Consider the following 26,610-nt stretch of genomic DNA (forward strand, 5'->3'; position numbering starts at 1 on the left):
ATCTAATAAAGATAAGGATTATCCTATAATTTCAAGCTTAGCAAAACGTAATAGTAACTTTTTAGAACCGCCATTTTCAAATTTAATTTCGGCCTTGATATCTCCCCCAGCTCCTTCTATTTTAATAACCTCTCCCTTACCAAAACGTTGATGATTTACGATATTACCAACAGTAAGTTTTGTGTCAAAAAGATTACTGGCACCATTTGATTTGCTCAATGGCTTTAATTTTTTTGGTGTGCTAATCTCAAACCGCTCAGGTTTTTTCTTTTGTTCACGCTTCTGAAATTTTGGTGATTTCGGTTTTGCAAAACGAACCTTGTTAGGTTCAATATCTCCAAATATTGAAGCATCAAGCATTGGGTTAAAGCGCTGTTCTTTGAGCGGTGTGGTAATATTGATAAACTTGTCATCTATTTCTTCAATAAAACGACTTGGTTCTGCATCAATTAATTTTCCCCAACGGTATCGTGATAGTGTATACGTTAAATAGGCCTGTTTTTCTGCCCGTGTTAAGGCTACATAAAACAAGCGTCTTTCTTCTTCAAGTTCGCTACGTGTATTCATACTCATAGCACTTGGAAACAAATCTTCTTCCATGCCAACAATAAAAACATGAGGAAACTCAAGCCCCTTGGCCAAATGAATTGTCATTAAGGCTACGTGGTTGGGATCGCCTTTATCGCCATCTAAATCGGTAGCCAAGGCAACATCTTCTAAAAATTCAGCTAAGGAATCACCAGCATCGGCCAATTCAACCTGACCCTCAACAAAATCACGAATACCATTCAACAATTCTTGTACGTTCTCCATTCGGGTAACGCCTTCCGGCGTACCGTCCTTATTAAGTTCTTTGATTAATCCGCTTGTTTTTGCAACATGTTCGGCAAGATCAAAGGCATTTGCACTTTGGTTCATCACCTTGTAACTTTCAATAAGTATTACAAAATCCTTGAGTTTATTCTTAGTACCCCTATTTAAATTGATTGATACATTGTCGATATCCTTCATGATATCATAAATCGTCTTACCACTAGCATTGGCAGCAACAACCAACCGATCTAATGTAGTTTGGCCAATTCCCCTCGAAGGATAATTAATAATTCGTTTAAGCGCTTCCTCATCAGCATCGTTTAGTATAAGCCTTAAATAAGCTATAACATCCTTTATTTCTTTTCGTTGATAGAAAGACAATCCTCCGTAAATACGATAAGGAATATCGCGTTTTCGTAATGCATCCTCAATTGCACGCGACTGCGCATTTGTTCTGTAAAGCACCGCAAAATCACTATTTGGTAATTGCTGATTCATTTTGGTTTCCCAGATGGTACTAGCAACATAGCGTCCTTCATCTCCGTCAGTCATGGATCTATGCACAATAACCTTGTCTCCTTGTTCATTTGCCGTCCAGACTACCTTATCCAATTTGGTCTTGTTGTGCTCTATTACCGAGTTTGCAGCTCCAACTATCATTTTAGTAGAACGGTAATTTTGCTCTAATCTGTAAACACAGACATCATCATAGTCCTTCTGAAAATTAAGGATGTTATTAATGTTAGCACCTCGGAAAGCATAGATACTCTGAGCATCGTCTCCTACTACACAGATATTCTGGAAACGATCTGAAAGAGCTCTTACGATAAGGTATTGTGAATGATTGGTGTCTTGATACTCATCTACCAAAATATACCGGAATTTATTCTGATACTGTGCCAAGACATTAGGAAATCGTGTTAAAAGCTCATTAGTACGTAAGAGCAAATCATCAAAATCCATGGCCCCTGCTTTAAAGCAACGGTCTACATACGCTGCATAAATATCACCCATCCTCGGCCTGCGTGCCATTGCATCGGCCTCCATAAGCTCAGGATTATTGAAGTAAGCTTTAACAGTGATAAGACTATTTTTATAAGACGAAATTCTACTGTAAACCTGTTTGGTTTTATAGATATCCTTATCAAGACCCATTTCCTTTATGATCGACGCCAAAAGTTTTTGCGAATCTTGTGTATCGTAAATGGTAAAATTACTTGGAAACCCTAAATGGTGTCCTTCAAATCTTAATATCTTGGCAAATACAGAATGGAATGTTCCCATCCAGAGATTCTTAGCCTCACTTTCACCGACAATCTCGGCAATTCTACCTTTCATTTCTCTTGCGGCCTTATTTGTAAAAGTAAGCGCCAAAATATTGAATGCGTCAACACCTTGACTCATTAAATAAGCAATCCGGTAGGTCAATACCCTTGTTTTCCCAGAACCAGCTCCAGCAATAACAATCATAGGTCCTTCCTTTTGCAAAGTAGGCGCTAATTGAGCTTCATTTAATTGGTCTAAATACTTTTCCAAATGCCGATTTTTTCGATTTGTGAAAATACATATTGTATTAAGTAATTCCGCATGATTTACCTATTAATTATAAACAATATTTGAAAAGATTTTATAAGTAAATTTCAATATCTTTAGGCAAAATTATTATCTATGAAAATTGTATTCGGCTTTATTTTATCACTTCTTTTTGTTGCCCAAGCACAAAATTCAATTGCACTAGACATTACTGAAATCGAAGAAAAATTAATTGAATGGCGTCACGATTTTCATCAATATCCAGAATTGTCGAATCGCGAATTTAAAACTGCAGAAAAAATTGCAAAGCATTTAGAATCACTTGGCCTAGAAGTCCAAACAGGTATTGCAAAAACAGGTGTTGTAGGCATATTAAAAGGTGATAACCCTGGTAAGGTTGTCGCACTGAGAGCTGATATTGATGCATTACCAGTGACCGAACGAAATGACTTAGCATTTAAGTCTGAAGTTAGAACCACATTTTTAAATACGGAGACTGGAGTGATGCATGCTTGTGGGCACGATACTCATATTGCGATACTAATGGCCACAGCAGAAGTATTGTCAAAACATAAAGACAAAATAAATGGCACCATAAAGTTTATATTTCAACCGGCAGAGGAAGGGCCCCCTCCTGGCGAAGAAGGTGGCGCCAAATTAATGATTAAAGAAGGTGTTCTTGAGAACCCTAAGGTCGATGCGATATTTGGATTACATATAAATTCAGAAACTCCTGTTGGGACCATAAAATATAAAACAGGTGGTATAATGGCCGCAGTTGAACGTTTTGTAGTTAATGTGAAAGGTAAACAAACCCATGGCTCCCAACCCTGGTCTGGTGTAGATCCTGTATTAATTTCAGCGAAAATCATTGATGGTTTTCAAACCATAATTTCAAGAGAGTCAAATCTGACTAAAGCACCTGCTGTAATCACTGTTGGTAAAATAACCGCCGGCACACGATTTAATATTATCCCAGAATCTGTTGAATTAATCGGCACTGTAAGAACCTTAGATGCTGACATGCGTGAGCTTATTATTAAACGTATGGATGAAATGGCTCACGACATTGCCACGGCTTATGGTGGCGAGGCAGTTATAGATTGGCAAAATAACACTGTTGTAACCTACAATGATCCTGGTTTAACAACTCAAATTTTACCCTCGTTGTATCAGGTTGCAGGTGAGGAAAATGTACAATTGATGAAGGCAACAACTGGAGGTGAAGATTTTTCATACTTTCAAGAAGTAGTACCTGGTGTTTATTTCTTTTTAGGTGGTATGACTCCAGGCGAAACTGAAGCATTTCCACATCACACGCCCGATTTTAAAATCGACGACAGTGGTTTGCTTCTTGGCGTAAAGGCGTTTACTCAAATTACTTTAGACTATTTAAATAACAATTAAAAAAAGCGTTTTTAAAAATTTCAGAGAAATGAAAAATGTAAAAGAATGTCAGTGTCTTACTATTAATTAATTCAACAACTAAAAACATTTTTTTAAATGGATATAGATACAATAACTGAAATTACCCTCAATCTTCTTCCGGCAATACTCGTTGGTGCTATTGCCTATTATTTTTTTAAGAAACATATTGAAAATGAAAATAACAGAAGACGCTATATGCTTCAAAAAAGTATGCAGAGAGAGGCGTTCCCACTGAGGCTACAAGCTTATGAACGCATGGCACTTTTTCTTGAGCGTATCTCACCTTCAAAATTACTTACTAGAGTACATCCAAATAGCTCAAATAAAGGAGATTATGAAGCTTTACTTATAGCTACTATTGAACAAGAATTTGAGCATAATTTATCGCAACAAATCTATGTTAGTGACGAATGTTGGAATGTGATTAGAGGCGCTAAAAATGCTACAATTCAACTTATCAGAAAAGCCACAATGAACGAAAAAACAGATACTGCAAATAAGCTACGAGAAATAGCTTTAACCGATCTTATGGACAAACAAGCTCCAAGTAGTACCGCATTAGCGTTTATTAAAGAAGAGGTTGGTGAGATGTGGTAACTGCATTACTCAACATTTGATAAACTAGAGTGTTTCTGGGCTGCATAATCGAATCCTTGTTTCCACCAATTTTCCATAAGTCGCTTACTAAATATCAGGGAGTTTTCTGTTAAGGTTGTTGGCGTATAATATAAATTGAGCTTTACACCTCTGTTCTTTGCTGCCAATTTACCTATAACAATATCGTTTCTTTCTACTTGATTTAATAGATGCCCAAAAAGGCTAATCATTAGTGAGAAGGGATTTTTCCCAAGCACCTTTTGCCTATTTAAAGATTCAGCCTCTAAAACGATGGCATCAACCTCTGTTGCACCTCTCAATATAGCTTCCCTAATAGGAATAACACTTCCGAGACCACCATCTGCATACTCATGGCCATTAACAACGGCCAAAGACATAAACGGAATATAATTACAGGAAATCCATATCCAATTACAAAACTCTTCGTAAGAGCAGTCGTTAATTGACTTATACTCCACCCTATTCATAGACAAATTTGAAACGGTAACTACAACCTCATGCCGAATGCTCTTTATATGATTGTACTCTGCTTCGGTAAAGTTTTTTCGAATATTTCGTTTTAGGGCCTTACTTTCACCAAAGGTTCGTTTCAACCTTATAAATTGCCATAGCGAATTAATGAAATCAATAGAAACGTATTCCCTATCACCCTTTTTCCTTTGCACAAAAGGACTAATGCTAAAAATGTCTTGTTGTTGAACGTTGGTAAAAATAGAATAGAGCTTATCTATTTTGCCGACCGCAAGGTGAGGTACCAGAAGACTCCCTGTTGAAGTCCCCAAAAACATATCATAGTTGCGCCCTTCTTCTTGCATAAGGTATTGTGCTACACCGCCAGCGAATGCGCCTTTACTCCCTCCTCCTGATATAACTAGTGCTCGCATTAGTTCTTTTTTTCTTCTAGTTTAAGATCAAAATCCTTGGCAAACTTAATCATTCGCCAATTATGATGTGATTTTGCATTATCAAGATTTTGCTTACACAATTCATTGCAACCGCCTATTAATTTCAAATACTGAAACGCATTTATACGCAAATCTGCATTGTATTTCGCGCTGGTATATTCTGTAAGTTCCGCGTATAGTTCCTGGTTGCTTTCAGCATTGTAATAAGGTGTATTCAAATTCAAAACAATCCACAGCAGTCTTATATTCTTATCATTAAAACCGTGGATATTACGCGTTTTGGATAAATATTTTGCTCGATCTAAAGGAAAATTATTCCATAAATTATAAAGTGCACTTTCTACTGTTAAATAGGAAGCATCATCTAATAAGGATTCGTATTCATCCTTCAAATCCACAGGTATTTTAGTCAGGTACTGCGCGATGGCTTGCCTCACCTTTAAACTACTTTTAAATGTGTCTTTAGTCACCAATTCAGGTGCTTGGGAAATTACTTTGATTTTAGCTTCATCCGAAACACCATATTTAAGATATTCCTCGCACTTTGAGGATTTAACTTCACAATCTACCATAAGGTACTCTTGAATAAATGTAGAGCGCTCTTTTAGTAGGTCAATAGCGCTATAAGCAGGGAATTTTTCATTTGTAATCCAAGTATTTACAAATGAATCCAAATTCTTGTCATATAATGTTTCTACTTCAGTAATAAAATCTGATGATTTAACACTACCAAACGCATAATTGTTAAGGTAATTTTGCACTGCTTTTTTAAATATCTGATCACCGATTATAGAACGCAAAGCAACTAAAACCCAAGCACCGCGCTGATAAAACGTCAGACTACTAGCTTTTGGGTTTAATAACGACGTTCCTTGCCCAGCGATATCTTGTCGACCCAAATCTACTGCAGACTCATACAACTTAAAATGATAATAATCATCTCCAAAAATTTCCCGCTCAGCAAGTAAAGCATAATAAGTTGCGAAACCTTCCTGCAACCAATGATGTTCGCCAGATGTAGCCGTAACCAAGTTACCAAACCATTGATGCGCCAATTCGTGAGCATTTGCATTTATGTAGTTCTTATCATTAAAACCGATTTCATCAACTACAAATGCATCAGAAAAAATCGTAGCACCAGTATTTTCCATGCCAGCATACAGAAAATCGTGAACAGGTACCTGCTTGTAGTTCAGCCAAGGATAAGGGTAACCAATTTCTTTTTCCAGAAAGTCAAACATGCGCTTACTATAGCGATATGTTGACCCTACTTTTAGAGAATCCTCAGGATAATAATATAACTCTAATGGTATTCCACTTTCTGCAGTTTCTTTTTTTTTGCGGTACTTACCTATTGCAAGCGCTACAAGATAGCTTGACATGGGTTTGTTCATGCTAAATTTCCAATTCGCAGATCCATTGCTAAACGACGGACTTCCTAAAAGACTGCCATTAGAAATAACCTGATATCCTTCGGGTACCTCGAAATTAAATTCAAAGACCACTTTCTCGTTAACGTCATCAAAACTGGGCAACCAGTTGCTGGTATATTTTCCCTGCCCTTGCGTCCAGATATTCCAGTCTTCATTTCGCGTTAAGAAATACAATGCTTTTTTAGGTCTAGCCGAATAAGAGATACTAATTTTGTTGCCCTGAGATGGTTTAAAATCCTGACGGACTACTAAAATTTTGTTATTATAACTATACAAAACAGGTTTCTTGTTTAACAAAACGGAATCGACCTTTAGATGTTTCGCATCAATAAAAACAGAATCAACCGGCTTAACCACATCAAATTTGTAGGATATTGCGCCAGCAATTTCACTAGAGTCGGGCACAACTTTCAATATAGCAGAACCTGTTGTAAAATCGACATATTTAGATTGTTGTGCAAAGCATGCAACATAAAAAACCAAAATAAAGTATTTGATTGTGTGCTTCATGATTTGTATTTAAACAAGGATAACGCCAAAGTACGAATTTTAGTCATTTTCCTTCAAAATTGAGATTCCTTTTTATTGTCAAATTGAGTAATTTCGTGTTATGAGTGTCAATCTGCAAACACCAATAGATTACCTTAAGGGCGTTGGCCCTAATAGAGCGGATTTATTACGTTCAGAATTAGGAATACACACCTACCAGGATTTAATCAACCTCTTCCCTAATCGATACATTGACAGAACCAAATATTATAAAATCAATGAACTTCAGCATAACAGTGCTGAGGTACAGATTGTTGGAACGATTATTGGCTTCAGAGAAGTCGCACAGAAGCGAGGGAAACGGTTAGTTGCAGATTTTAAGGATGATACTGGTACAATGGAACTTGTTTGGTTTAGAGGGCAAAAATGGATCCGTGAAAGCCTAAAGACGGGCAAACCTTATGTAGCCTTTGGAAGAGTAAATTGGTACAATGGTAAATTTAGTATGCCACATCCAGAACTGGAATTGCAATCTGAACATGAAAAGAATCTTCGTTCTGCTATGCAAGCCATCTACCCATCAACGGAAAAGCTCACAAACAAGGGTATAACAAATCGCGTCATCACCAAAATAATGCAACAACTTTTCCTTGAAACAAATGGCAAATTTTCTGAAACATTGTCTAGCTCTATTTTAGGTGAATTAAAACTCGTTTCAAAATCTGATGCGCTATTTAATATTCATTTTCCAAAATCACAAACGCACCTAACGAGAGCACAATTTAGATTGAAATTTGAGGAACTGTTTTACATCCAGTTGCAATTAATTTTAAAAAATTTGATTCACAAATCAAAAATTAAAGGCTTCAAATTTGAAAAAGTAGGGCACTATTTTAACACCTTCTACACAGACCATTTACCCTTTGAATTAACCAATGCACAGAAACGTGTATTAAAAGAAATTAGAGCAGATTTTGGCAGCAATGCCCAAATGAACCGACTTTTACAGGGTGATGTAGGTTCAGGGAAGACCATAGTAGCTTTTATGTCAATGCTCATAGGGCTTGACAACGGTTTTCAATGTTGTTTAATGGCGCCGACTGAAATTTTGTCAGTCCAACACTATAGTGGATTAAGTGAATTATGTAACAAATTGAATATCAGTATTTCATTATTAACAGGATCAAGTAAAACTTCAGATAGAAAACTAATTCACGAAAATCTTGAAAATGGTAGTTTACAGATTCTTGTTGGGACTCATGCCCTATTAGAGGAAAAGGTAAAATTTAAAAATTTAGGGCTAGCAATTATAGACGAACAACATCGTTTTGGAGTAGCTCAAAGAAGCAAACTATGGAAGAAAAATGACTCGCCTCCGCATATTATGGTGATGACAGCAACTCCAATTCCGAGAACCTTGGCTATGTCTGTTTATGGTGATTTAGATATTTCTGTAATTGATGAATTACCAGCAGGACGAAAACCGATTAAAACAGTCCATCGATATGATAAAAACAGACTGAACGTATTTAAGTTCATGAAGGATGAAATTGCAAAAGGAAGACAAGTTTATGTGGTTTATCCTTTAATTCAGGAGAGCGAAAAAATGGATTACAAAGACTTAATGGATGGCTACGAAAGTATTTCGCGCGAATTTCCCCTTCCTCAGTATCAAATTTCCATAGTGCATGGAAAAATGAAAGCTAGTGACAAGGATTACGAAATGCAACGCTTTGCAAAAGGCGAAACCAATATAATGGTCGCAACTACGGTTATAGAGGTTGGCGTTAACGTACCCAATGCTTCAGTAATGGTTATTGAAAGTGCAGAACGTTTTGGATTATCACAACTGCATCAGCTTCGTGGTCGTGTTGGTCGTGGCGGAGAGCAGAGTTATTGTATTCTTATGACAAGTCATAAACTTAGTAATGACAGTAAAACAAGGCTCGAAACCATGGTTAGATCGAATGACGGGTTTGAAATTGCTGAGGTTGACTTGAAACTTCGAGGACCTGGAGATATTATGGGCACCCAGCAAAGCGGTATTTTAAATCTCAGAATTGCAGATCTTGTAAAAGATAAGGCTATTCTAGACCAGGCAAGGTTTATGGCAAAAAACACCCTAAAAATAGATCTAAGCTTAGCATTACCAGAAAATAGAGCCATTCTCAATACCTATCGTCAGATGGCAAAGTATAGAAATATTTGGAATTACATAAGCTAAATTAGGATTGGCTAAAATCCCCACCAAAAAAAATAAGTTTAAGATAATTGATAAAAAAAGGCCTAGCACCAACTAAAACCAGGCCTCCCAAAACATAAATAATCGTGTTTTGTTGATGAATATTTTTGAAGTTCCCACAAGCAAATAGAAAATTAGTATTAATTGTTGCAATACTATCTAAGAGAATTGTGAGTTTTTAACTCATTCTATATTAGTTTTTTAACGAGATCCTAATTTACTTTGATAACTAATTCAATAGTGTTAGTGACATGTTAATTATTTAGAGGTATTGTTAAATCGTTACATCTCTTAACCTAATCCTTCACAAATATGAGGCAACAGAATTTTAAAATAATTAACTTAGCCTAAGTTAACCAACAAAAATGCTCACTAGATTAGGTCAGAAATTCACTGATACCTTTACCAAATATATGCCTAGTGCATATGTGTTTGCATTAATACTTACACTTTTAACCGGTCTACTAGCACTAACATTTACAGAAAGTAAGCCTATAGTCGTTTTAGAAGGTTGGTACGAAGGCTTCTGGAAACTCTTGTCCTTCGGTATGCAGATTGTATTAATCATAATTACAGCATACTGCATTGCTGAATCCTCTCCTGTAAAGAATTCTATAGACAAACTGGCCACTTTGGTTAAAACTCCAACACAAGTTTATTTTATTGTCATAGCCTTAGGAGCATTACTTTCCTTGATAAGTTTTGGAATGGTCGTTGTCACCGCCATTTTAGGACGTGAACTGGCACTACGCATTAAAGGCATCCACTACCCTTTTTTAATAGCTTGTGTTTACTTTTCATTTAACGGTTGGGTTTGTGGTCTGTCAAGTTCAATTGCCTTATTGCTTAATACTGAAAATAACTTTTTAATCAAGGATGGAATATTAGACACAACCATATCAACAACTTTTAGCCTTGGCTCGAAACTTAATTTATTCATGATTTTTTTATTTGTTGTAATTGCACCCTTAATTATTTGGCTTTTAATACCTAAAGATTCAATAGGTAAAGAACTGTCTGACTTAAAAACAGAATCTATTGATGAAACCTCGTCTGTTAAAGATGAAGCATTATCTTATAAATTACCTTTCAAGGCAGTCTCAGACGCGCTTAACAATGCAGGATGGTTACAGCTCAGTGTGGCACTACTGGGTTTAATCTATATTGTTTATCATTTTTCGACTAAAGGATTTGACCTCAATTTCAACATCATGATTTTTATATTTTTGGTGTTAGGTTTGTTTCTTCATATTACACCAATGCGCTATAGTATTGCCATGAAGCGAGCAAGTAGCAATATTTCAGGAATTTTATTTCAGTATCCCTTTTATGCAGGGATTATGGGAATTATGATGGCTTCAGGATTAGGTACTAAAATTAGTGATGTATTGGCCTCAATTGCTACACCGAATTCTTATGCCTTTATCTCTTATCTCACAGGAGGTGTTGTAAATTTTGCCATACCATCCGCTGGTGGAGAATTTGCGGTGATTGGACCCAGTATTATCAATATGGTCAAAGATCTTGGCGTTGGATTTGCACAAACTGAGGTAAATGCCATGGTAGCCAGAGCCTCAATGTCCGTTGCATATGGCGAGAGCCTTAGCAATTTATTACAACCCTTCTTTTTGCTTATGGTATTTCCCGTTATGGGTAAAGGCATTAAAATACAAGCGCGCGATGTTGTAGGGTACTTATTTATTCCATTTTTAATTTTATTCATTATTCAATCCTTATTGGTAACCTACATGCCGTTGTAAAATTGCACCAGAGGCCCAATCTCCATATCTTAATTAAGTTCGTATAACTGACAGACATCATTTACTTTGTCACTTGCGTTTTTTACATTCCAACAAGTTTAAGGAAATGGTTCAAAATTTCTTGGCAATGAAAAGGTTAATTATAGTTTCGGTACTTTCAATTTTCATGTTCGTTTATTTAAACGCACAAGAAAATTCTAATGGAAAAACAATCACGTCTTTCTCGGAACTGAATGTTGGTATTGCCCAATTAACTTCTGAGTATGATGTTTTTCCTGGCGTCTCCTATCTCTGGGGTAAAACAGTAGTTGATGAAAATAACTTTATTGTTGAATACGAGGCGGGTTTTGCCCTTCCTACTATTATAACTGGTAAAGTTGGTATAGGCAAAAAATTCGACAATACCCATGTTATAGTGGGTTTAAGGCCATATCCATTTAACCTATACTTTCAAGCCAGTCTCATGAGCGGAAATAAGGGCTATTGGATTATGTCGGTAGAATATAATCCTGTGGGCAGTGATTCATTTATTTTCTTTGAATCACGCGCTTTGTTTAATATTGGGTATAGGTGGTATTTGAATAAATAAACAGGGTATTTTATGAACTTATTCAGCTAGAAGTTCTGCTATGAAATTTTCAAAATCTTTTTTAAACTCAATATACTTATCACCAGTACCTGGCCCATTAAAACCAGTTTGTATTTTGCGTACCTTCCCTTTCTTATCAACAAAAATTGATGTTGGATAGGACATCACATGATTTAGCATTGGCAATTTCTCTTGTAACTTTGCTTTACTACCTGTGCCGTATTGTGCTAAAATAATTGGGTATTCCATTCCAATACGTTCACGCAAACGGGCGATGTTGGCAAAGGCTTTTTCTGGTGTTTTAACAAATTCCACAGCCAAAGCTACAACCTCAAAACCTCTATCTTTATTGGCCTTATGAAACTCGGTGTAATACTTACTGCTATCTAAACAATTAGGACACCAAGTCCCCATTATTTGCACTAAGACTACTTTATTTTTAAAACGTTCATCCTCTAGAGATACTATATTTTGATTTTCATCAGGAAATGAAAACTCTAATTGATCGTAACCGTCATTTAAAAAAGTGAGGTCTTCAACCTTTGGCAACTCGTACATAGCATTTCGTTTTGCAACAAAAGGTTCTTTCCAGTGTTTACCAGAATAAAACTGACCATTTAAAGTAGAGTCGGTAACTTTTGCTATAAATAAAAAGGCGTGTGCACCATCAAAAGTTGATAACCTAAGACTATCACCATCTACTATGCCCTCTAAATATCTGTAGTCACCAGTGGTGGTTCTAAATGTTCCTTGTACCTTATTCCCCTGCTGTTTAAAACTACCCTTGGCAATATATTCCCCTTTTGTCCCCTTGCTAAAGACTGTTTCCCATATACCGGTGACATCTTCACTAGGCTTATTAATGGTATTAAAACGGGTATCATTATTAAACTCTGCCTTAAAAGGCGCAACACGTTTACGTGTTTTATTTATTAATTGACCTCTTAAATTAGCACCGTCAAATACAGCAGCGATATAACTATTAAATACAGGAGTTTTAATATATATTGAGTCGTTAACATAGGTGATTTCATCTACCTCTATGCGCTCTTCAGCATTACTTATTGTTAACGTACTATCCGAAGTAACCTCGAAAATAAACGGTAACGCCTCATTATCCTGAACTTCTATCACTGCTCGATATATGCCCGTCTGTAATCTTTGGTACTTTGTTTCGCTCTGACATGACACTATAAGTAAGGCCATGAATAAACCTAATACTTTTTGCATTTAAAAATCTTTTTTAGAAAGTTCGAAATAACAACAATTACCTAACATAAAAAAGGATAAGTCGAGCTGTTTTAAATTTCGGCCTCTAACTTTTAATACCATGCAACTATTTTTATCTTTGTGGCTTGATTAATTAAACCACATGAAGATATCATACAACTGGTTAAAACAGTTTATAAAGATAGATTGGCATGCCGAAAAAACAGGTGAGCTTCTCACTGACCTTGGATTAGAAATTGAAGGTATAGAAACATACGAGTCTATTAAGGGAGGCCTAGAAGGAATTGTTGTTGGAGAGGTGTTAACTTGCAAGCAACATCCTAATGCCGATCGTCTAAAAATCACAACTGTAGATATCGGTGGTGAAACACCTTTGCAAATTGTATGTGGTGCACCAAACGTTGCAAAAGGACAAAAAGTTCCAGTTGCTACTATTGGCACTACTCTTTATACTGCTGAAGGGGAAGCTTGGAAAATAAAAAAGGGCAAAATCCGTGGTGAGGAAAGTCACGGAATGATTTGTGCTGAAGATGAATTAGGATTGGGTGAATCCCATGATGGTATCATGGTTTTAGACAAACTTTTAAAGGTTGGCACAAAAGCATCAGAAGTTTTCAAAGTAGAAAACGACCAGGTTTTTGAAATTGGCCTAACACCTAACCGAGCTGATGCAATGAGCCATTACGGTGTAGCAAGAGATTTAAAAGCTGGATTGCTACAAAAAGAGGTTACTTTAGAATTGATTACACCATCAGTTAGTTCATATCATGTTGATGCGCGTTCGCTTAAAATTGATGTCGAAGTAAAAGATAAAGAGAAATGTCCCCGTTATTGTGGTGTCACTATTTCTGGTGTGAAAGTAGAACCTTCTCCAAGTTGGCTACAGCATAAATTAAAATCCATAGGCCTCTCTCCAATCAACAACATTGTTGATATAACTAATTATGTGCTACATGAACTAGGTCAACCTTTGCATGCCTTTGACGCACAAAAAATTGCAGGTAACAAAGTTGAAGTTAAAACCTGTAAAGCGGGCACAAAATTTACCACATTAGACGAAAATGTTAGGGAATTACATGAAGAAGATTTAATGATTTGCGATGCTGAAAAACCAATGTGTATTGCTGGTGTATTTGGTGGTATAGATTCAGGAGTAACAGAAAACACAAAGGATATCTTTTTGGAAAGTGCTTATTTCAATCCTGTTAGCATTCGTAAAACCGCAAAGCGTCACGGATTAAATACTGATGCCTCATTTCGCTTTGAACGTGGTATAGATCCTAATATTACAGAATACGCTCTTAAACGGGCTGCTTTATTAATAACAGATATAGCTGGAGGAGAAATTTCTAGTGACATATCGGATTCGTATCCAGTAAAAATCAAAGATTTTGAGGTAAGGTTAAGTTTCGATAATGCCAGGAAGTTAATAGGTGAAGAAATTCCGAGGGAAACCATTAAAAGTATTTTAACATCGTTGGATATAAAAGTAAACAATGTCACCGAAACAGGTTTGGGATTGACTGTACCTGCTTACCGCAACGATGTGCAACGTGAAGCCGATGTTATAGAGGAAATTCTAAGAGTATACGGTTATAATAATGTTGGTACTACAGAAAAACTAAATGCTTCAATTTCTAATTCAACACGTTTTGAAGATTACAAACTCCAGAATATAATTGGCAATCAACTGGTATCTCGAGGTTTCTTTGAAATTATGACCAACTCACTCACTACACCAAAATATGTGAATTTTAGTGAGTCCCTAAAAAAAGAGCACAATGTAGAAATACTCAATCCACTAAGCAACGACCTAGGAGTAATGCGTCAATCTCTATTGTTTTCAGGACTTGAGGCTGTAGCGCACAATATAAACAGAAAACGAGGTGACCTTAAATTATTTGAATTTGGTAAAACGTATCATCAGTATTCAGAAGATAGAGAAGAATACAAACACCTATCACTTTATGTAACAGGTAATAAAGTGATAGAACTCTGGAATTCTGCATCAAATCCAAGTGATTTTTTCTATTTAAAAGGTATTGTTGAAGCTATTTTGGAACGTCTTGGATTAACGCGCCTAAAATCTTCCCCTGCTAAATCTGATCTTTTAAGCGAAGGTTTATCATTCTCTTTTGGTAAGAAAAAAATGGTGGAATTTGGAGTGGTTAAAAAATCAGTATTGAAGAGCTTTGGTATTACGCAACATATTCTTTTTGCAGACTTTAATTGGGATAACGTTTTAGAAATGGCTAAACACGGCAGTATCACTTTTAAAGCTATACCAAAGTATCCAGAAGTTAGAAGAGATTTTGCGTTATTATTAGACAGTAATGTTTCCTTTGAAGACATTTATACTCTAGCAAAACAAACCGAAAAACAGTTGCTAAAGAATATAACCCTTTTTGATGTTTACGAAGGTAAAAATTTACCAAAAGGTAAAAAGAGTTATGCGGTTAGCTTTATCCTTCAGGATGAAAACAAAACACTCACTGATAAGCAGATTGATAAAATAATGTCGAAGCTTCAATCTAATTTTGAGACTAAATTAGGTGCAGAATTAAGGTAGATGGAAACATTAAGATAACAATTCCTGAAACTGGCTTTAGTCATGAGCGTTGTTTTTTTTGAATGCTTTAAACATTAATTTTTATTTAATAATTGCCACCTGAATATTTGTTAAATTTACACTTTAACTAATATTCAAAGAAATGGCAAATATTACATTAGGTGGAAATCCAATTCAAACAGTAGGTAATTTACCTCAAGCGGGAACAAAAGCTCCAGATTTTAAATTAACAGCTACAGATTTATCGGATAAAAGTTTATCTGATTTTGAAGGGTCAAGATTGGTTTTAAATATTTTTCCAAGCATAGACACCGGCACTTGCGCACAATCAGTTAGAACATTTAACGAAAAAGCAAGTGCATTAGAGAATACCAAAGTTTTGTGCATCTCAAAAGATTTACCTTTTGCAATGGCCCGTTTTTGCGGTGCTGAAGGTCTTGATAATGTTACAAACTTATCTGATTACAAAACAGGTGATTTTGGAAAGTCATATGGCCTAACTATTGCTAATAGTGCTTTGGAAACTTTACTTTCTAGGTGTATCGTAGTTATCGACACAGATGGTACTATATTACATACAGAGCAGGTTGGCGAAATTGCAGACGAACCAAATTATGAGGCAGCCTTAAATGCATTAAGCTAGTTCTGCCGCTAAATAATGCAAAACAAAGAATCCTTTATTGTTAACAGACTAAAAAGTGTAGGCTATGCCTTTAAGGGCATGCTCATACTTATTAAAACCGAGTCTAGTATTAAAATCCAGGTTTTTATTGCAATAATTGTTACGGTTGCAGGTTTTGTTTTTGGAATTTCTAAAACAGAATGGATGATACAAATTGGCATGATCGGTCTCGTAATGAGTATCGAAGGCATCAATACCGCAATTGAATACTTGGCCGATTTTGTACATCCGCAACATCATGAAAAAATTGGTTTAATTAAGGATATTGCTGCTGGTGCCGTTTTCATTGCATCTATAATTGCAGTGATTGTAGGTGGTTTTATATATCTTCCTAAATTTCTTTGATACCAAAACCGCTAGGATAAGCGTTACTTATTTGTATTTTTGATTTACCCTTATTTCAACATAGTTATTGCCTTGCAAATCAAACATTTTATAATATGGTTATTCTTTGTTTTTTCAACTTTAAGTCCTGAAAAAAAGGATCACTCTTTAAATGAAGCATTAATTCAGATTGATAAAGCATTTGTTTTAGGGAAATTTAATTACAAGACCGATACTAATTTTATCAAAGTAGATCCAAAATACTCATCTAAAGAGATTTATCTTAACATGGAAGTATATGAAGCCTTCATTGAAATGTATGACCATGCTGAGAAAGACGGTATTAGTCTTAAAATTATTTCAGGTACTCGAAATTTTAGTGAACAAAAAGCAATATGGGAACGCAAATGGGTAAAATACACCTATCTTGAGCCAAAAGAACGAGCAGAAAAGATATTGGAATACAGTTCTATGCCATCCACCTCTAGGCACCATTGGGGAACAGATTTGGATTTAAATAGTCTTAATAATTCGTATTTTAACGGCGGAAAAGGCAAAAGTGAGTATGAGTGGTTAAAGGCTAATGCAAATAATTTTGGATTTTATCAAGTTTATACTGAAAAATCAATAGGCAGAACAGGCTATAATCTAGAAAAATGGCATTGGTCCTTCCTGCCTTTAGCAAGTAAATATTTAGATTTTTACAATAAAAATATTGAATACTCAGATATTAGAGGATTTAAAGGAGATACACTGGCGTCAGAAATGAAGATGATACATAACTATGTAAATGGTTTATCAAAAAAAGTAAAGGGTTATAAAAGTGAATAAGGCTTTGAACCGTTCGGAAACTATATGGCTAAAAAAATATCTAAAAAAAATACTTCAAAAACAAAATCAAAGGTAACCCTAAAAAAACCATCTTTGAAACTTTCAAATCAGCAAAAGCTTGTTTATGGTAGCTTGCTTATAATAATAGGTGTTTTGCTTTTTATCTCTTTTTTGTCTTTCATTTTCACAGGCAAGGAGGACCAGAGTGTCTTATCTAATTTCCCTGAACGAACTGAAGCATATAAGAATTGGGCAAGCCAACTGGGTGCATGGGTTAGTGAACTTTTTATTTCAAGGGGATTCGGTATTCCTTCATTTATCTTTTCTGGATTGGTTTTTTTGTCTGGTGTATATGTTACCCTCAATCTTAAAAAAAGTCGCTTAACGAAACATTGGATTTGGGGAACATTAATTGCAATTTGGCTTTCAATCTTATTCGGCTTTTTTACACATAAATATGATTTTCTAGGCGGTACAATTGGTTTTGAGATCAATCAATTTCTTCAAGATTATATTGGTAAAATTGGAACAATTCTATTATTGCTGTTTGGCCTTATATCCTACTTAGCCATACGTTTCAAAGTTACGGGCGAGTCTATTGTTAGCCTATTTAGAAGTGCAAAACGAAATATTAATGAAGACCTTACCCTAGATAATGAAACAGTTACTGTAGCGGTAGATAACAGTCTAACTGAAGAAGCTGAGTCCATAAAATCTGCCTTTGAAATCAATTTGGAGCAATCAGAACCAACAATTTCTAAACATTCCAGTCCTAAATCCAGTTCTGAAGAAGTTAAAATTGAAGTCGAATCAACAAAAGAAAAAGAAGCAGAGACCTCCGAACTTAAAGTGGAGGTAGAGCACATTGCCGAGGAAAAGTCAGAAACTGATAATCTTTCGGATAAACTGGTTGAAGATTTTGGGCTGTTTGACCCGACTTTAGAATTGGGTAAGTATCAATTTCCACCCTTAGATCTTTTAAAGAAATACGATAATGAAGGTATCTCTATAGATCAAGAGGAATTAGAGGAAAATAAAAATAGAATTGTAGAAACCTTAAATAACTACAAAATAGGTATTAGTAGCATAAAGGCTACAATTGGGCCAACCGTTACCTTGTACGAAATTGTACCGGATGCAGGAATCAGAATTTCTAAAATCAAGAATTTGGAAGATGATATTGCACTTTCTCTATCGGCCCTTGGAATAAGGATTATTGCCCCAATTCCAGGTAAAGGAACCATCGGAATTGAAGTACCCAACAAAAAGGCTACTATCGTATCAATGCGAAGCGTAATAGCCTCACAAAAGTTTCAACAATCAAAAATGCAGTTACCTATCGCTTTTGGTAAAACTATAAGTAATGAGACTTTTGTGGTAGATTTAGCTAAAATGCCTCACCTATTGATGGCAGGTGCCACAGGTCAAGGTAAATCTGTAGGTCTAAATGCTGTACTAACCTCATTGCTTTATAAAAAACATCCCGCAGAAGTAAAATTTGTATTGGTCGATCCTAAAAAAGTTGAATTAACGCTTTTTAATAAAATTGAACGTCATTACCTAGCAAAACTTCCAGATAGTGAAGAAGCAATAATTACCGATAATACCAAAGTAATTAATACGCTTAACTCACTTTGTATAGAAATGGATAACCGCTACGAATTGCTTAAAAATGCATTTTGTAGAAACATTGCAGAATACAATGCTAAATTCAAAGCCAGAAAATTGAATCCAAATGATGGGCACCAATTTTTACCTTATATCGTTTTGGTTGTAGATGAGTTTGCAGATTTGATAATGACTGCTGGTAAAGAAGTTGAAACACCGATTGCGCGACTTGCACAACTTGCAAGAGCTATTGGTATTCATTTAATAATAGCCACACAAAGACCATCCGTAAATGTTATTACAGGTATTATTAAGGCTAATTTTCCTGCTCGTATTGCCTTTAGAGTCACTAGTAAAATTGATTCCAGAACTATATTAGACGGTTCTGGTGCGGATCAATTAATAGGCAGAGGGGATATGCTTTATACGCAAGGAAATGATTTAATTAGATTGCAATGTGCCTTTGTTGACACTCCCGAAGTTGAACGGATAACAGAATTTATTGGTTCACAAAAAGCATATCCTGATGCGCATCTTTTACCTGAATATGTCGGTGAAGAAGGTGGCACAAATCTTGATATAGATATTGAAGATAGAGATAAGCTTTTTCGAGAGGCAGCAGAAGTTATTGTTACAGCACAACAAGGATCGGCTTCATTGCTTCAACGTAAATTAAAACTGGGTTATAACAGGGCTGGAAGAATCATTGATCAGTTAGAAGCTGCGGGAATTGTAGGACCTTTTGAAGGAAGCAAGGCAAGGCAAGTTTTAGTGCCAGATTTAGTAGCTTTAGACCAACTATTAGAAAATGAAAATCAATAAAAACGTAGACATAAATAAAAAAATGAGAAAGTTAGTTTTTGTAGTTAGTTTAGTAATTGGATTTGCCGGATTAGCGCAGAATGACGCCAAAGCAGAGGCATTACTTAACGAAGTTAGCAACAAAATAAAAACTTATAAAAACATAAGTTTAGATTTTAAATATGAGCTTAATAACCTAAGTGAAAATATTAATCAAGAAACACGTGGTGATGTTGTTATAGAAGGTGACAAATACAAATTGAATATTTTAGGTATTACCCGTATTTATGATGGTGAGACCTTATATACAATTAGCCCTGAAGATGAGGAGGTAACCATTTCATCCGAGAATACTGAAGAAGAGGGCACCGTAACGCCTAGCAAAATGCTTTCCTTTTACGAAGAAGGTTATATTTTCAAAATGGATATCATTCAAAATGTAAAGGGAAGAAAAATACAATATGTAAAACTTAGTCCAATAGACACGAATTCTGAAATAAAACACATTCTTTTAGGAATTGATGCCACCACTAAACACATTTACAACTTAATTGAGAACGGGAAAAACGGTACAAAAACTACCCTAACCGTTAATTCTTTTAAAACGGACGAGCCTATCTCAAAAACCTTATTTACATTTGATGAGAGTAAATACAGTGATTACTTCATCAACAAAATAGATTAAGGTTAAAAATTAATTTGTGAAAATATTAGATAGGTACATACTTATCACTTTTCTTAAGACATTTTTTAGTGTCTTTGTCATATTTATGTTCATCTTTGTTCTACAAGGTGTCTGGTTGTATATATCAGAGTTAGCAGGAAAAGACTTGGATATTACCGTAACGGCAAAGTTTATTATTTACTACATGCCTAAACTTATACCATTGGTTGTACCGCTTACAGTACTTCTTACTTCTATAATGGTATTTGGAAATTTTGCAGAGAACTACGAGTTTGCCGCGATGAAATCTACCGGGATTTCACTCCAACGTGCCATGCGTAGTCTAAGTGTTTTTATTGTCATTTTAGGCGTTGCATGTTTCTTTTTTGCGAATAATGTTATTCCATGGGGCGAGTATCACTTCTATAATCTTAGAAAGAACATTGCAAAAGTTAAACCTGCCCTTGCTATAGCCGAAGGCCAATTCAATGAAATAGGTAATATTAATATTAAGGTTGATAAAAAAACAGGTGAACGTGGGCAATATTTAGAAGGGGTTATTATTCACGAAAAAAGCACTACAAGACAGGGCAATTACAAGGTTATTGTTTCTGAAAAAGGAGAATTAAAAAGTAGTCCAGATTCAAACATATTGCAGTTAGAGTTAATTAATGGCAACTATTATGAAGAAATAGTGAATAAAGACAGTCGTAAAAATGTAAATAAACCTCATGCCAGAAGTTACTTTGAAAACTATCTATTTAATGTTGACCTAGAAATTTTAAATACTGAGGATCTCGATGAAAAAAGCCAAAGTGACCGTGCTACAATGTTAGACATAAGCCAACTCACCAGACAAATTGATACCTTAGATCAACAACGTAAAAATGACTTAAAAGCGCTATCAAACACCCTGTACAATAGGACCACCTATTCCGCACTAAATCTAAATTTGGCAGAGGGCAAAAAAGACTCGCTTTATGTTGGTGACATATTAGACCTTTTCGATATACGTAATCAGCTACAAATTATTAATTTGGCTACGAATTCTGCAAATAGCACAACCCAAATCATTGAGTCTAACGAACGTAGTTTTGCAACCAATAAAATTTGGTATAACAAGCATATCACGGCACTTCATGATAAGTTTGTATTAGCTGTTGCCTGTGTGATTTTGTTTTTTGTGGGAGCACCACTAGGTGCATTAATCAGAAAAGGAGGATTGGGATTACCGATGGTTATTGCAATCGTTCTATTTTTGACCTATCACTTTTTTGGAATTTTTTCTATTAATAGTGCAGAAAAAGGAAGCTTAAATCCAGTTCTTGGCTCTTGGCTATCTACAGCAGTTATGTTACCATTGAGTATTTACTTGACAAGTAGAGCCACCAACGATAAAGGAGTATTCCAGTTTGATGCTGTAATTGTTCCTATTAAGCGCATGTTTACATCAAAAAGCCCAATTCAATTATCTGAAAGCGAAACAAAACAATACAATTATTTCAAAAAGTATTCGGTTCAGGAACTGGTAGCTGTTATTAAAAAACAAGGTGAATTTGATCTAGATAAAAAGCCGAAAGAAATTGCACTTCACAATCTATTGAACAGAAAAATTTCTCTGGAAGATTTAAGATCTTACCAACTTGAAATATCAGACGCTTTAATAACTGCCAAATCTATACTAAAAGATTTTAAAGACTACTCAAAAACGAGTATTGTTGGATATTCTATAGGTGGCATTTTATTGATCTTACATTTTGTGTTTAAAAATAATAAATTACCTGAACTAGCTGAAGCTTCAATAAGCCTAAGCATAATAGCATTTGTTTTCTTATTGATTTATTCGGTCGTCTCAGCAGTTATCTATTCAAAATTTTACAAAACCATTAGTGAGGAAAAAAAACGGATAAATCCTATTTGGTTTTTTGTTACCCTTCCAGTCTATCCATTAAAGTACATCTTCTTAAAAAACAGAATTGAACAACACTTCTATCTCAGCTGCATGCGAAACATAAAATAAGCGTATCTTTGCAGGGAAAAAAAATTGTCATGAGTACCAACATCGCCAACACTAAAACTAAGCTCAATACTATTGAGGAGGCTATTGAAGATATTCGTCAAGGTAAAATAATAATAGTTGTAGATGACGAAAATCGTGAGAATGAAGGGGATTTTTTGGCCGCAGCAGATATGGTTACGCCAGAGATGATAAATTTCATGGCGATGCATGGTAGAGGTCTAATATGTGCACCATTAACAGAACATAGATGTGAGGAATTACAGCTAAATATGATGGTTAGAAACAATACAGACCCTATGGAAACTGCATTTACAGTTTCAGTAGATCTGCGTGGTAATGGTGTAAGTACTGGTATTTCTGCCAACGACAGAGCTAAAACAATAAAAGCATTAGTAAATAAAGAGACAAAATCCTTTGAATTAGCAAGGCCTGGACATATTTTTCCGTTGGTAGCAAAAGAAGGTGGCGTTTTAAGACGAACAGGACATACAGAAGCTGCTATAGATTTTGCTAGATTGGCCGGTTTCTCGCCTGCAGGTGTCATTGTAGAAATAATGAATGAAGATGGTTCTATGGCGCGTCTTCCTCAACTCATGGAAGTTGCTCAGAAATTTGATTTAAAAATCGTTTCAATCGAAGATTTAGTCGCTTACCGTATGGAATACGATTCTTTGATTGAAAAAAGAGAAGATTTTGATATTGAAACTCGATTCGGAAAATTCAGATTACGCGCATATCTGCAAACCACGAACAACCAAATACATATTGCTCTAACAAAAGGTAATTGGAAATCTAATGAGCCGGTATTAACGCGTGTTAATGCAACCTTAGTTAATAATGACATTTTAGGAACCCTCACGAATAATGCCGATAAGAAATTAGACGACATGTTTAATGTTATAAACAATGAAGGCAAGGGAGCAATAATCTTCATAAATCAGCAAGCTGAATCTATGAATCTATTAACGCGACTTTCAATTCTAAAAGAAAGTCAAATTGAAGGTAAATTAGTGAAAGCTCCGAGTATTGGTATGGACAGCAAAGACTTTGGTATAGGAGCTCAAATTCTACACGACTTAAAAATTAGTAAGCTTAAGCTTATCTCAAATAGCTTACAAACCAAACGTGTAGGTATGATCGGTTATGGATTAGAAATTGTGGATTACGTCAATTACTAATGAATAAGCAACTTTTTTGTTACTGTTCTGTTTCCAGAATTTAGTTTAAGAATATAAATTCCGGAATTCAATGATTTTATGCTAAACCCTCGCACATCATTAGAGCCCTCTAAGACCAATTGACCTAAAGTATTATATAGAAATACACTATCCACATTTTCTACAGATACTATACTTATGTAATTTGAAGCCGGATTAGGATAAACACTAAACTTACTGGCAAAATTCTCATCTATACTTAATCCTATATTTTGATAAACTCTTACGTAATCAATAACCATACTACTTTCAACAAAATTTGATGCTATCCCACCTGATGCTCCACCCATAGCAATATTTAAGATTAAATACTGGTCCTCGTCAAAAGGCCAAGTATTGGCATCTTTAACCGAAGGATTATAAGTGTAAAACCCGACACCATCAATCAAAAAAGTAATTTGATCCGGTGACCAATTCATAGAATACACATGAAAATTGTTGGCAACATCATTCAATATATAAGATTGAAAATTCTCGGTAGCTCCAAAACTTGAGGGTGTGTGTATAGCACTACTTACATGATTAGTTTCACCTAAGCCATGCTCCATAATATCTAATTCGCCACAAGCTGGCCATGATGTAGTTCCAAAACCTTGGGTTTGCCAATAAGCGCCAGACTCATTAATGTTCTTGCCAAGTGTCCATATGGCTGGCCAAGTACCATCACCTTCAGGTAATTTAGCCCTTACATCTACTCTACCGTAAGTAAAAGCAAATTTAGAATTTAGCCGTGCCGACGTATAATTAAGTGTTATGCCATCTTGGTTATAGCTCTCTGCTTTAGCAACAATGTTTAAATGCCCGTCTTCAATAAAGGAATTATCTAATCTATCCGTATAATGTTGCTCCTCGTCGTTAAACCAACGACCACCATTTGGTCCTACGGTTTGGTGATACCATTTTGTATTATCTATTGCTTCTAGTGAAGTGCTATCGAATTCATCAGACCATACCAAATCACTGTATATAACATCAAGCTCATGTGGATTTGACTCTTCAGCTCCATTGTTTACATCATCTATTAAATAAGTACCAGAAATATTTGCACTTCCATCAATAAAAATAACTAATCTAGAATAAGTCCCAACAGCATTAACTGGTGTACCAACACCACTAACAGTGGCATTAGAAAAATCAAACTCAATATCGTAGTCCCAACCTGAACCAGCAGAAGATTGCCAGACCTCAACATCAGGACCTGTACCATTTTCTAATTTCATTAAGATATTATGTGAATTGGTATCGTATTGATAAAATGATAGTGTAAGCAGTTGGTTTTCGCTTAAATTAATAGGTTGGGATAAATCTATAAAAAAGCCTTGCCAGGGATCGCTCCCGTCATTATTAAACTGACCAACATCATTATTAGCATTTGTAGGATCTACATTAAAAGCAAAACTGCTACCAGCAAATGTTGTAAAGGCATCTTGGCTGTCGGAAAAATTAATTGGCGTTTGTTGCCCATAAGAGAACATAAAAAAACCAAAAAAAGATACTGCAATTCTTAAAATGTAATTCATAGTCTAATTTTGGTCTAATTTATTAAAAACAAAACGCAAAGTTGATTTGATAAACTATACTTTACGAGGAGTCTACGCAAATACTGATTTAATGATAGCTCCCATTTTATTTGCTCTTTCAATTACCTCCTTTTCAGACCAAGATAGCTTAATCAAGCAAGATATATTTCGTGCTATATATGCATCTGATTGTTCAAATACTTTTGATTCAAGATATTTAAGCCCTTCTCTAACTTCTTTTGAGATAGGAAACAATGATTTTAACTCCTTCAAATGGTCCCACTTTCTTATATAGTGCCAATTATTATCAAAATAGTGAAAACAGGCGTCTATACCATTTTGCTTAAATGCCTCTGAAACCTTTCTAGCATCTTCAAGATTTGGCAAATAAAAATTTAAAAATGCATAACTTTCTTCGCCACCCTCTGGTACTCTTCTAAAGGTAATGTTAGGTAACTTTGCCAGTTCATTTCTTATTATGGTGTAATTCTTTTTTTGGATAGCAATAAACTCTTGTAAACGTCTTACTTGAGCCAGTCCTACGGCTGCATTTAATTCTGAAATTCGAAAATTATAGCCAAGAAAAGGGTGTGTCTCCGCGCCTCTATCGTTTCCAGAATGATCATGACCATGATCACTGTAATGATCTGCATGTTTGTAATACTCAGAATTATTTGTAACCACTGCTCCACCTTCGCCACAGGTAATTGTCTTTACAAAGTCAAATGAAAAACATCCAACATCTGCAATACTTCCAAGTGGTTTACCCTTGTACTTTCCTCCAATAGCTTGGCAGGCATCTTCAACAAATATTAAATCATGTTTGTCACAAATAGCTTTTAAACTATCCATATCACCCATACTACCGCACATCTGAACAACCATTACCGCTTTAGTCTTGGAGGTGATTGCATTTTCGACTGCTTGAGGGTCCAAGGTTAGTGTATCATCTATATCTACCAAGACTGGTATTGCACCCAACATCATTATAGCTTCAAAACTTGCTACAAATGTGAAGGTTGGCATAATTACCTCATCACCCGCACCTACTCCTGCTGATGCTAATGCAACCGAAACAGCAGCTGTTCCTGAAGATACAAGTTGGACATGCTTAATTTGAAATGCTTTGGTCAATTCTGCTTCTAATTCTTTTGCCTTCCAATGGCCCTTTCGCATACCATCAAAACCATAGCGCATTAAGACACCATTATCTAAGACATCACTTACTTCTTTGCGTTCTAAATCACTAAATAATTCAAATCCTGGCATAATGTGGACACGTTGTTTAATTAAGTCTCAGGCAAATATAAGTTAATACTTATGGTTTTGCGATG

At 35.4% G+C, this 26,610-nt stretch carries 19 protein-coding genes; 13 read left to right on the plus strand and 6 right to left on the minus strand.

Features of this window, described 5'->3' with window-relative positions:
• Nucleotides 1-18: 18 nt before the first annotated feature.
• A complete protein-coding gene (locus tag LBU54_RS04365) occupies nucleotides 19-2,349 on the minus strand; it encodes an ATP-dependent helicase (protein WP_224526387.1) in 2,331 nt (776 codons plus the stop codon).
• Nucleotides 2,350-2,481: 132 nt separating this feature from the next.
• Between LBU54_RS04365 and LBU54_RS04370 the strand changes: the two genes are divergently transcribed.
• The gene (locus tag LBU54_RS04370; RefSeq protein WP_224526389.1) at nucleotides 2,482-3,753 is read left to right on the plus strand and encodes an amidohydrolase; all 1,272 of its coding nucleotides are present in this window, start codon (nucleotides 2,482-2,484) and stop codon (nucleotides 3,751-3,753) included.
• A 96-nt stretch (nucleotides 3,754-3,849) separates the two neighbouring features.
• Entirely contained in the window at nucleotides 3,850-4,371 is a 522-nt protein-coding gene (locus LBU54_RS04375; protein ID WP_224526391.1) for a DUF7935 family protein, read from the plus strand.
• 5 nt (nucleotides 4,372-4,376) lie between these two features.
• On the opposite strand, the gene LBU54_RS04380 is transcribed toward LBU54_RS04375, so the two are convergent.
• Entirely contained in the window at nucleotides 4,377-5,276 is a 900-nt protein-coding gene (locus tag LBU54_RS04380) for a patatin-like phospholipase family protein (RefSeq protein ID WP_224526393.1), read from the minus strand.
• Nucleotides 5,276-7,240, minus strand: coding sequence for a M1 family metallopeptidase (locus LBU54_RS04385; protein ID WP_224526396.1), 1,965 nt, complete (start codon nucleotides 7,238-7,240; stop codon nucleotides 5,276-5,278). The genes LBU54_RS04380 and LBU54_RS04385 overlap by 1 nt, the downstream gene beginning before the upstream one ends.
• Before the next feature lie 100 nt (nucleotides 7,241-7,340).
• Between LBU54_RS04385 and recG the strand changes: the two genes are divergently transcribed.
• The 3 genes from recG (at nucleotide 7,341) to LBU54_RS04400 (ending at nucleotide 11,810) form a co-directional block, all read left to right on the plus strand.
• A complete protein-coding gene (recG, locus tag LBU54_RS04390; protein WP_224526399.1) occupies nucleotides 7,341-9,443 on the plus strand; it encodes an ATP-dependent DNA helicase RecG in 2,103 nt (700 codons plus the stop codon).
• Nucleotides 9,444-9,826: 383 nt separating this feature from the next.
• Nucleotides 9,827-11,221 carry a short-chain fatty acid transporter gene (locus tag LBU54_RS04395; protein ID WP_224526402.1) on the plus strand — a complete coding sequence of 465 codons (1,395 nt, stop codon included), beginning with the start codon at nucleotides 9,827-9,829 and terminating at the stop codon, nucleotides 11,219-11,221.
• Between the two features lie 127 nt (nucleotides 11,222-11,348).
• Nucleotides 11,349-11,810, plus strand: coding sequence for a hypothetical protein (locus tag LBU54_RS04400; protein WP_224526405.1), 462 nt, complete (start codon nucleotides 11,349-11,351; stop codon nucleotides 11,808-11,810).
• An 18-nt stretch (nucleotides 11,811-11,828) separates the two neighbouring features.
• Here LBU54_RS04400 and LBU54_RS04405 read toward each other — a convergent pair whose 3' ends face one another.
• Nucleotides 11,829-13,040, minus strand: coding sequence for a peroxiredoxin family protein (locus LBU54_RS04405; RefSeq protein WP_224526408.1), 1,212 nt, complete (start codon nucleotides 13,038-13,040; stop codon nucleotides 11,829-11,831).
• Nucleotides 13,041-13,182: 142 nt separating this feature from the next.
• Here LBU54_RS04405 and pheT point away from each other — a divergent pair, with 142 nt between their 5' ends.
• The 8 genes from pheT (at nucleotide 13,183) to ribB (ending at nucleotide 23,717) form a co-directional block, all read left to right on the plus strand.
• The gene (pheT, locus tag LBU54_RS04410; protein ID WP_224526411.1) at nucleotides 13,183-15,609 is read left to right on the plus strand and encodes a phenylalanine--tRNA ligase subunit beta; all 2,427 of its coding nucleotides are present in this window, start codon (nucleotides 13,183-13,185) and stop codon (nucleotides 15,607-15,609) included.
• Nucleotides 15,610-15,751: 142 nt separating this feature from the next.
• Nucleotides 15,752-16,252 (plus strand): thiol peroxidase, encoded by a 501-nt coding sequence (gene tpx, locus LBU54_RS04415; RefSeq protein WP_224526415.1) that lies wholly within the window; start codon nucleotides 15,752-15,754, stop codon nucleotides 16,250-16,252.
• 15 nt (nucleotides 16,253-16,267) lie between these two features.
• A complete protein-coding gene (locus LBU54_RS04420) occupies nucleotides 16,268-16,636 on the plus strand; it encodes a diacylglycerol kinase (RefSeq protein WP_224526418.1) in 369 nt (122 codons plus the stop codon).
• 72 nt (nucleotides 16,637-16,708) lie between these two features.
• On the plus strand, nucleotides 16,709-17,446 hold the full coding sequence (locus LBU54_RS04425) for a M15 family metallopeptidase (RefSeq protein WP_224526421.1): 738 nt from the start codon (nucleotides 16,709-16,711) through the stop codon (nucleotides 17,444-17,446).
• Between the two features lie 24 nt (nucleotides 17,447-17,470).
• On the plus strand, nucleotides 17,471-19,876 hold the full coding sequence (locus LBU54_RS04430) for an FtsK/SpoIIIE family DNA translocase (protein ID WP_224526424.1): 2,406 nt from the start codon (nucleotides 17,471-17,473) through the stop codon (nucleotides 19,874-19,876).
• 22 nt (nucleotides 19,877-19,898) lie between these two features.
• Nucleotides 19,899-20,540: a LolA family protein gene (locus LBU54_RS04435; protein ID WP_224526428.1), complete on the plus strand. Its 642-nt coding sequence runs from the start codon at nucleotides 19,899-19,901 to the stop codon at nucleotides 20,538-20,540.
• Between the two features lie 16 nt (nucleotides 20,541-20,556).
• Nucleotides 20,557-22,539, plus strand: coding sequence for an LptF/LptG family permease (locus tag LBU54_RS04440; protein WP_224526431.1), 1,983 nt, complete (start codon nucleotides 20,557-20,559; stop codon nucleotides 22,537-22,539).
• Nucleotides 22,540-22,568: 29 nt separating this feature from the next.
• Entirely contained in the window at nucleotides 22,569-23,717 is a 1,149-nt protein-coding gene (gene ribB, locus LBU54_RS04445; protein ID WP_224526434.1) for a 3,4-dihydroxy-2-butanone-4-phosphate synthase, read from the plus strand.
• Here the strand turns inward: ribB and LBU54_RS04450 are convergent.
• The gene (locus LBU54_RS04450; RefSeq protein WP_224526436.1) at nucleotides 23,714-25,276 is read right to left on the minus strand and encodes a family 16 glycosylhydrolase; all 1,563 of its coding nucleotides are present in this window, start codon (nucleotides 25,274-25,276) and stop codon (nucleotides 23,714-23,716) included. The two genes, ribB and LBU54_RS04450, sit on opposite strands and share 4 nt — an antisense overlap.
• Before the next feature lie 72 nt (nucleotides 25,277-25,348).
• Nucleotides 25,349-26,545, minus strand: a complete 1,197-nt coding sequence (locus tag LBU54_RS04455) for a DegT/DnrJ/EryC1/StrS family aminotransferase (protein ID WP_224526439.1) — start codon at nucleotides 26,543-26,545, stop codon at nucleotides 25,349-25,351.
• Nucleotides 26,546-26,610: the final 65 nt, after the last annotated feature.

This window comes from Winogradskyella alexanderae (genome assembly GCF_020166335.1).
Taxonomy (GTDB): Bacteria; Bacteroidota; Bacteroidia; order Flavobacteriales; family Flavobacteriaceae; genus Winogradskyella; species Winogradskyella alexanderae.

Excerpts from the sequence above, each read along its gene's own strand:
- LBU54_RS04370 (WP_224526389.1), top strand. The coding sequence starts at position 2,482 with ATGAAAATTGTATTCGGCTTTATTTTATCACTTCTTTTTGTTGCCCAA.
- LBU54_RS04375 (WP_224526391.1), top strand. The coding sequence starts at position 3,850 with ATGGATATAGATACAATAACTGAAATTACCCTCAATCTTCTTCCGGCA.
- LBU54_RS04380 (WP_224526393.1), bottom strand. The coding sequence starts at position 5,276 with ATGCGAGCACTAGTTATATCAGGAGGAGGGAGTAAAGGCGCATTCGCT.
- LBU54_RS04385 (WP_224526396.1), bottom strand. The coding sequence starts at position 7,240 with ATGAAGCACACAATCAAATACTTTATTTTGGTTTTTTATGTTGCATGC.
- recG (WP_224526399.1), top strand. The coding sequence starts at position 7,341 with ATGAGTGTCAATCTGCAAACACCAATAGATTACCTTAAGGGCGTTGGC.
- LBU54_RS04395 (WP_224526402.1), top strand. The coding sequence starts at position 9,827 with ATGCTCACTAGATTAGGTCAGAAATTCACTGATACCTTTACCAAATAT.
- LBU54_RS04400 (WP_224526405.1), top strand. The coding sequence starts at position 11,349 with ATGAAAAGGTTAATTATAGTTTCGGTACTTTCAATTTTCATGTTCGTT.
- LBU54_RS04405 (WP_224526408.1), bottom strand. The coding sequence starts at position 13,040 with ATGCAAAAAGTATTAGGTTTATTCATGGCCTTACTTATAGTGTCATGT.
- pheT (WP_224526411.1), top strand. The coding sequence starts at position 13,183 with ATGAAGATATCATACAACTGGTTAAAACAGTTTATAAAGATAGATTGG.
- tpx (WP_224526415.1), top strand. The coding sequence starts at position 15,752 with ATGGCAAATATTACATTAGGTGGAAATCCAATTCAAACAGTAGGTAAT.
- LBU54_RS04420 (WP_224526418.1), top strand. The coding sequence starts at position 16,268 with ATGCAAAACAAAGAATCCTTTATTGTTAACAGACTAAAAAGTGTAGGC.
- LBU54_RS04430 (WP_224526424.1), top strand. The coding sequence starts at position 17,471 with ATGGCTAAAAAAATATCTAAAAAAAATACTTCAAAAACAAAATCAAAG.
- LBU54_RS04435 (WP_224526428.1), top strand. The coding sequence starts at position 19,899 with ATGAGAAAGTTAGTTTTTGTAGTTAGTTTAGTAATTGGATTTGCCGGA.
- ribB (WP_224526434.1), top strand. The coding sequence starts at position 22,569 with ATGAGTACCAACATCGCCAACACTAAAACTAAGCTCAATACTATTGAG.
- LBU54_RS04450 (WP_224526436.1), bottom strand. The coding sequence starts at position 25,276 with ATGAATTACATTTTAAGAATTGCAGTATCTTTTTTTGGTTTTTTTATG.
- LBU54_RS04455 (WP_224526439.1), bottom strand. The coding sequence starts at position 26,545 with ATGCCAGGATTTGAATTATTTAGTGATTTAGAACGCAAAGAAGTAAGT.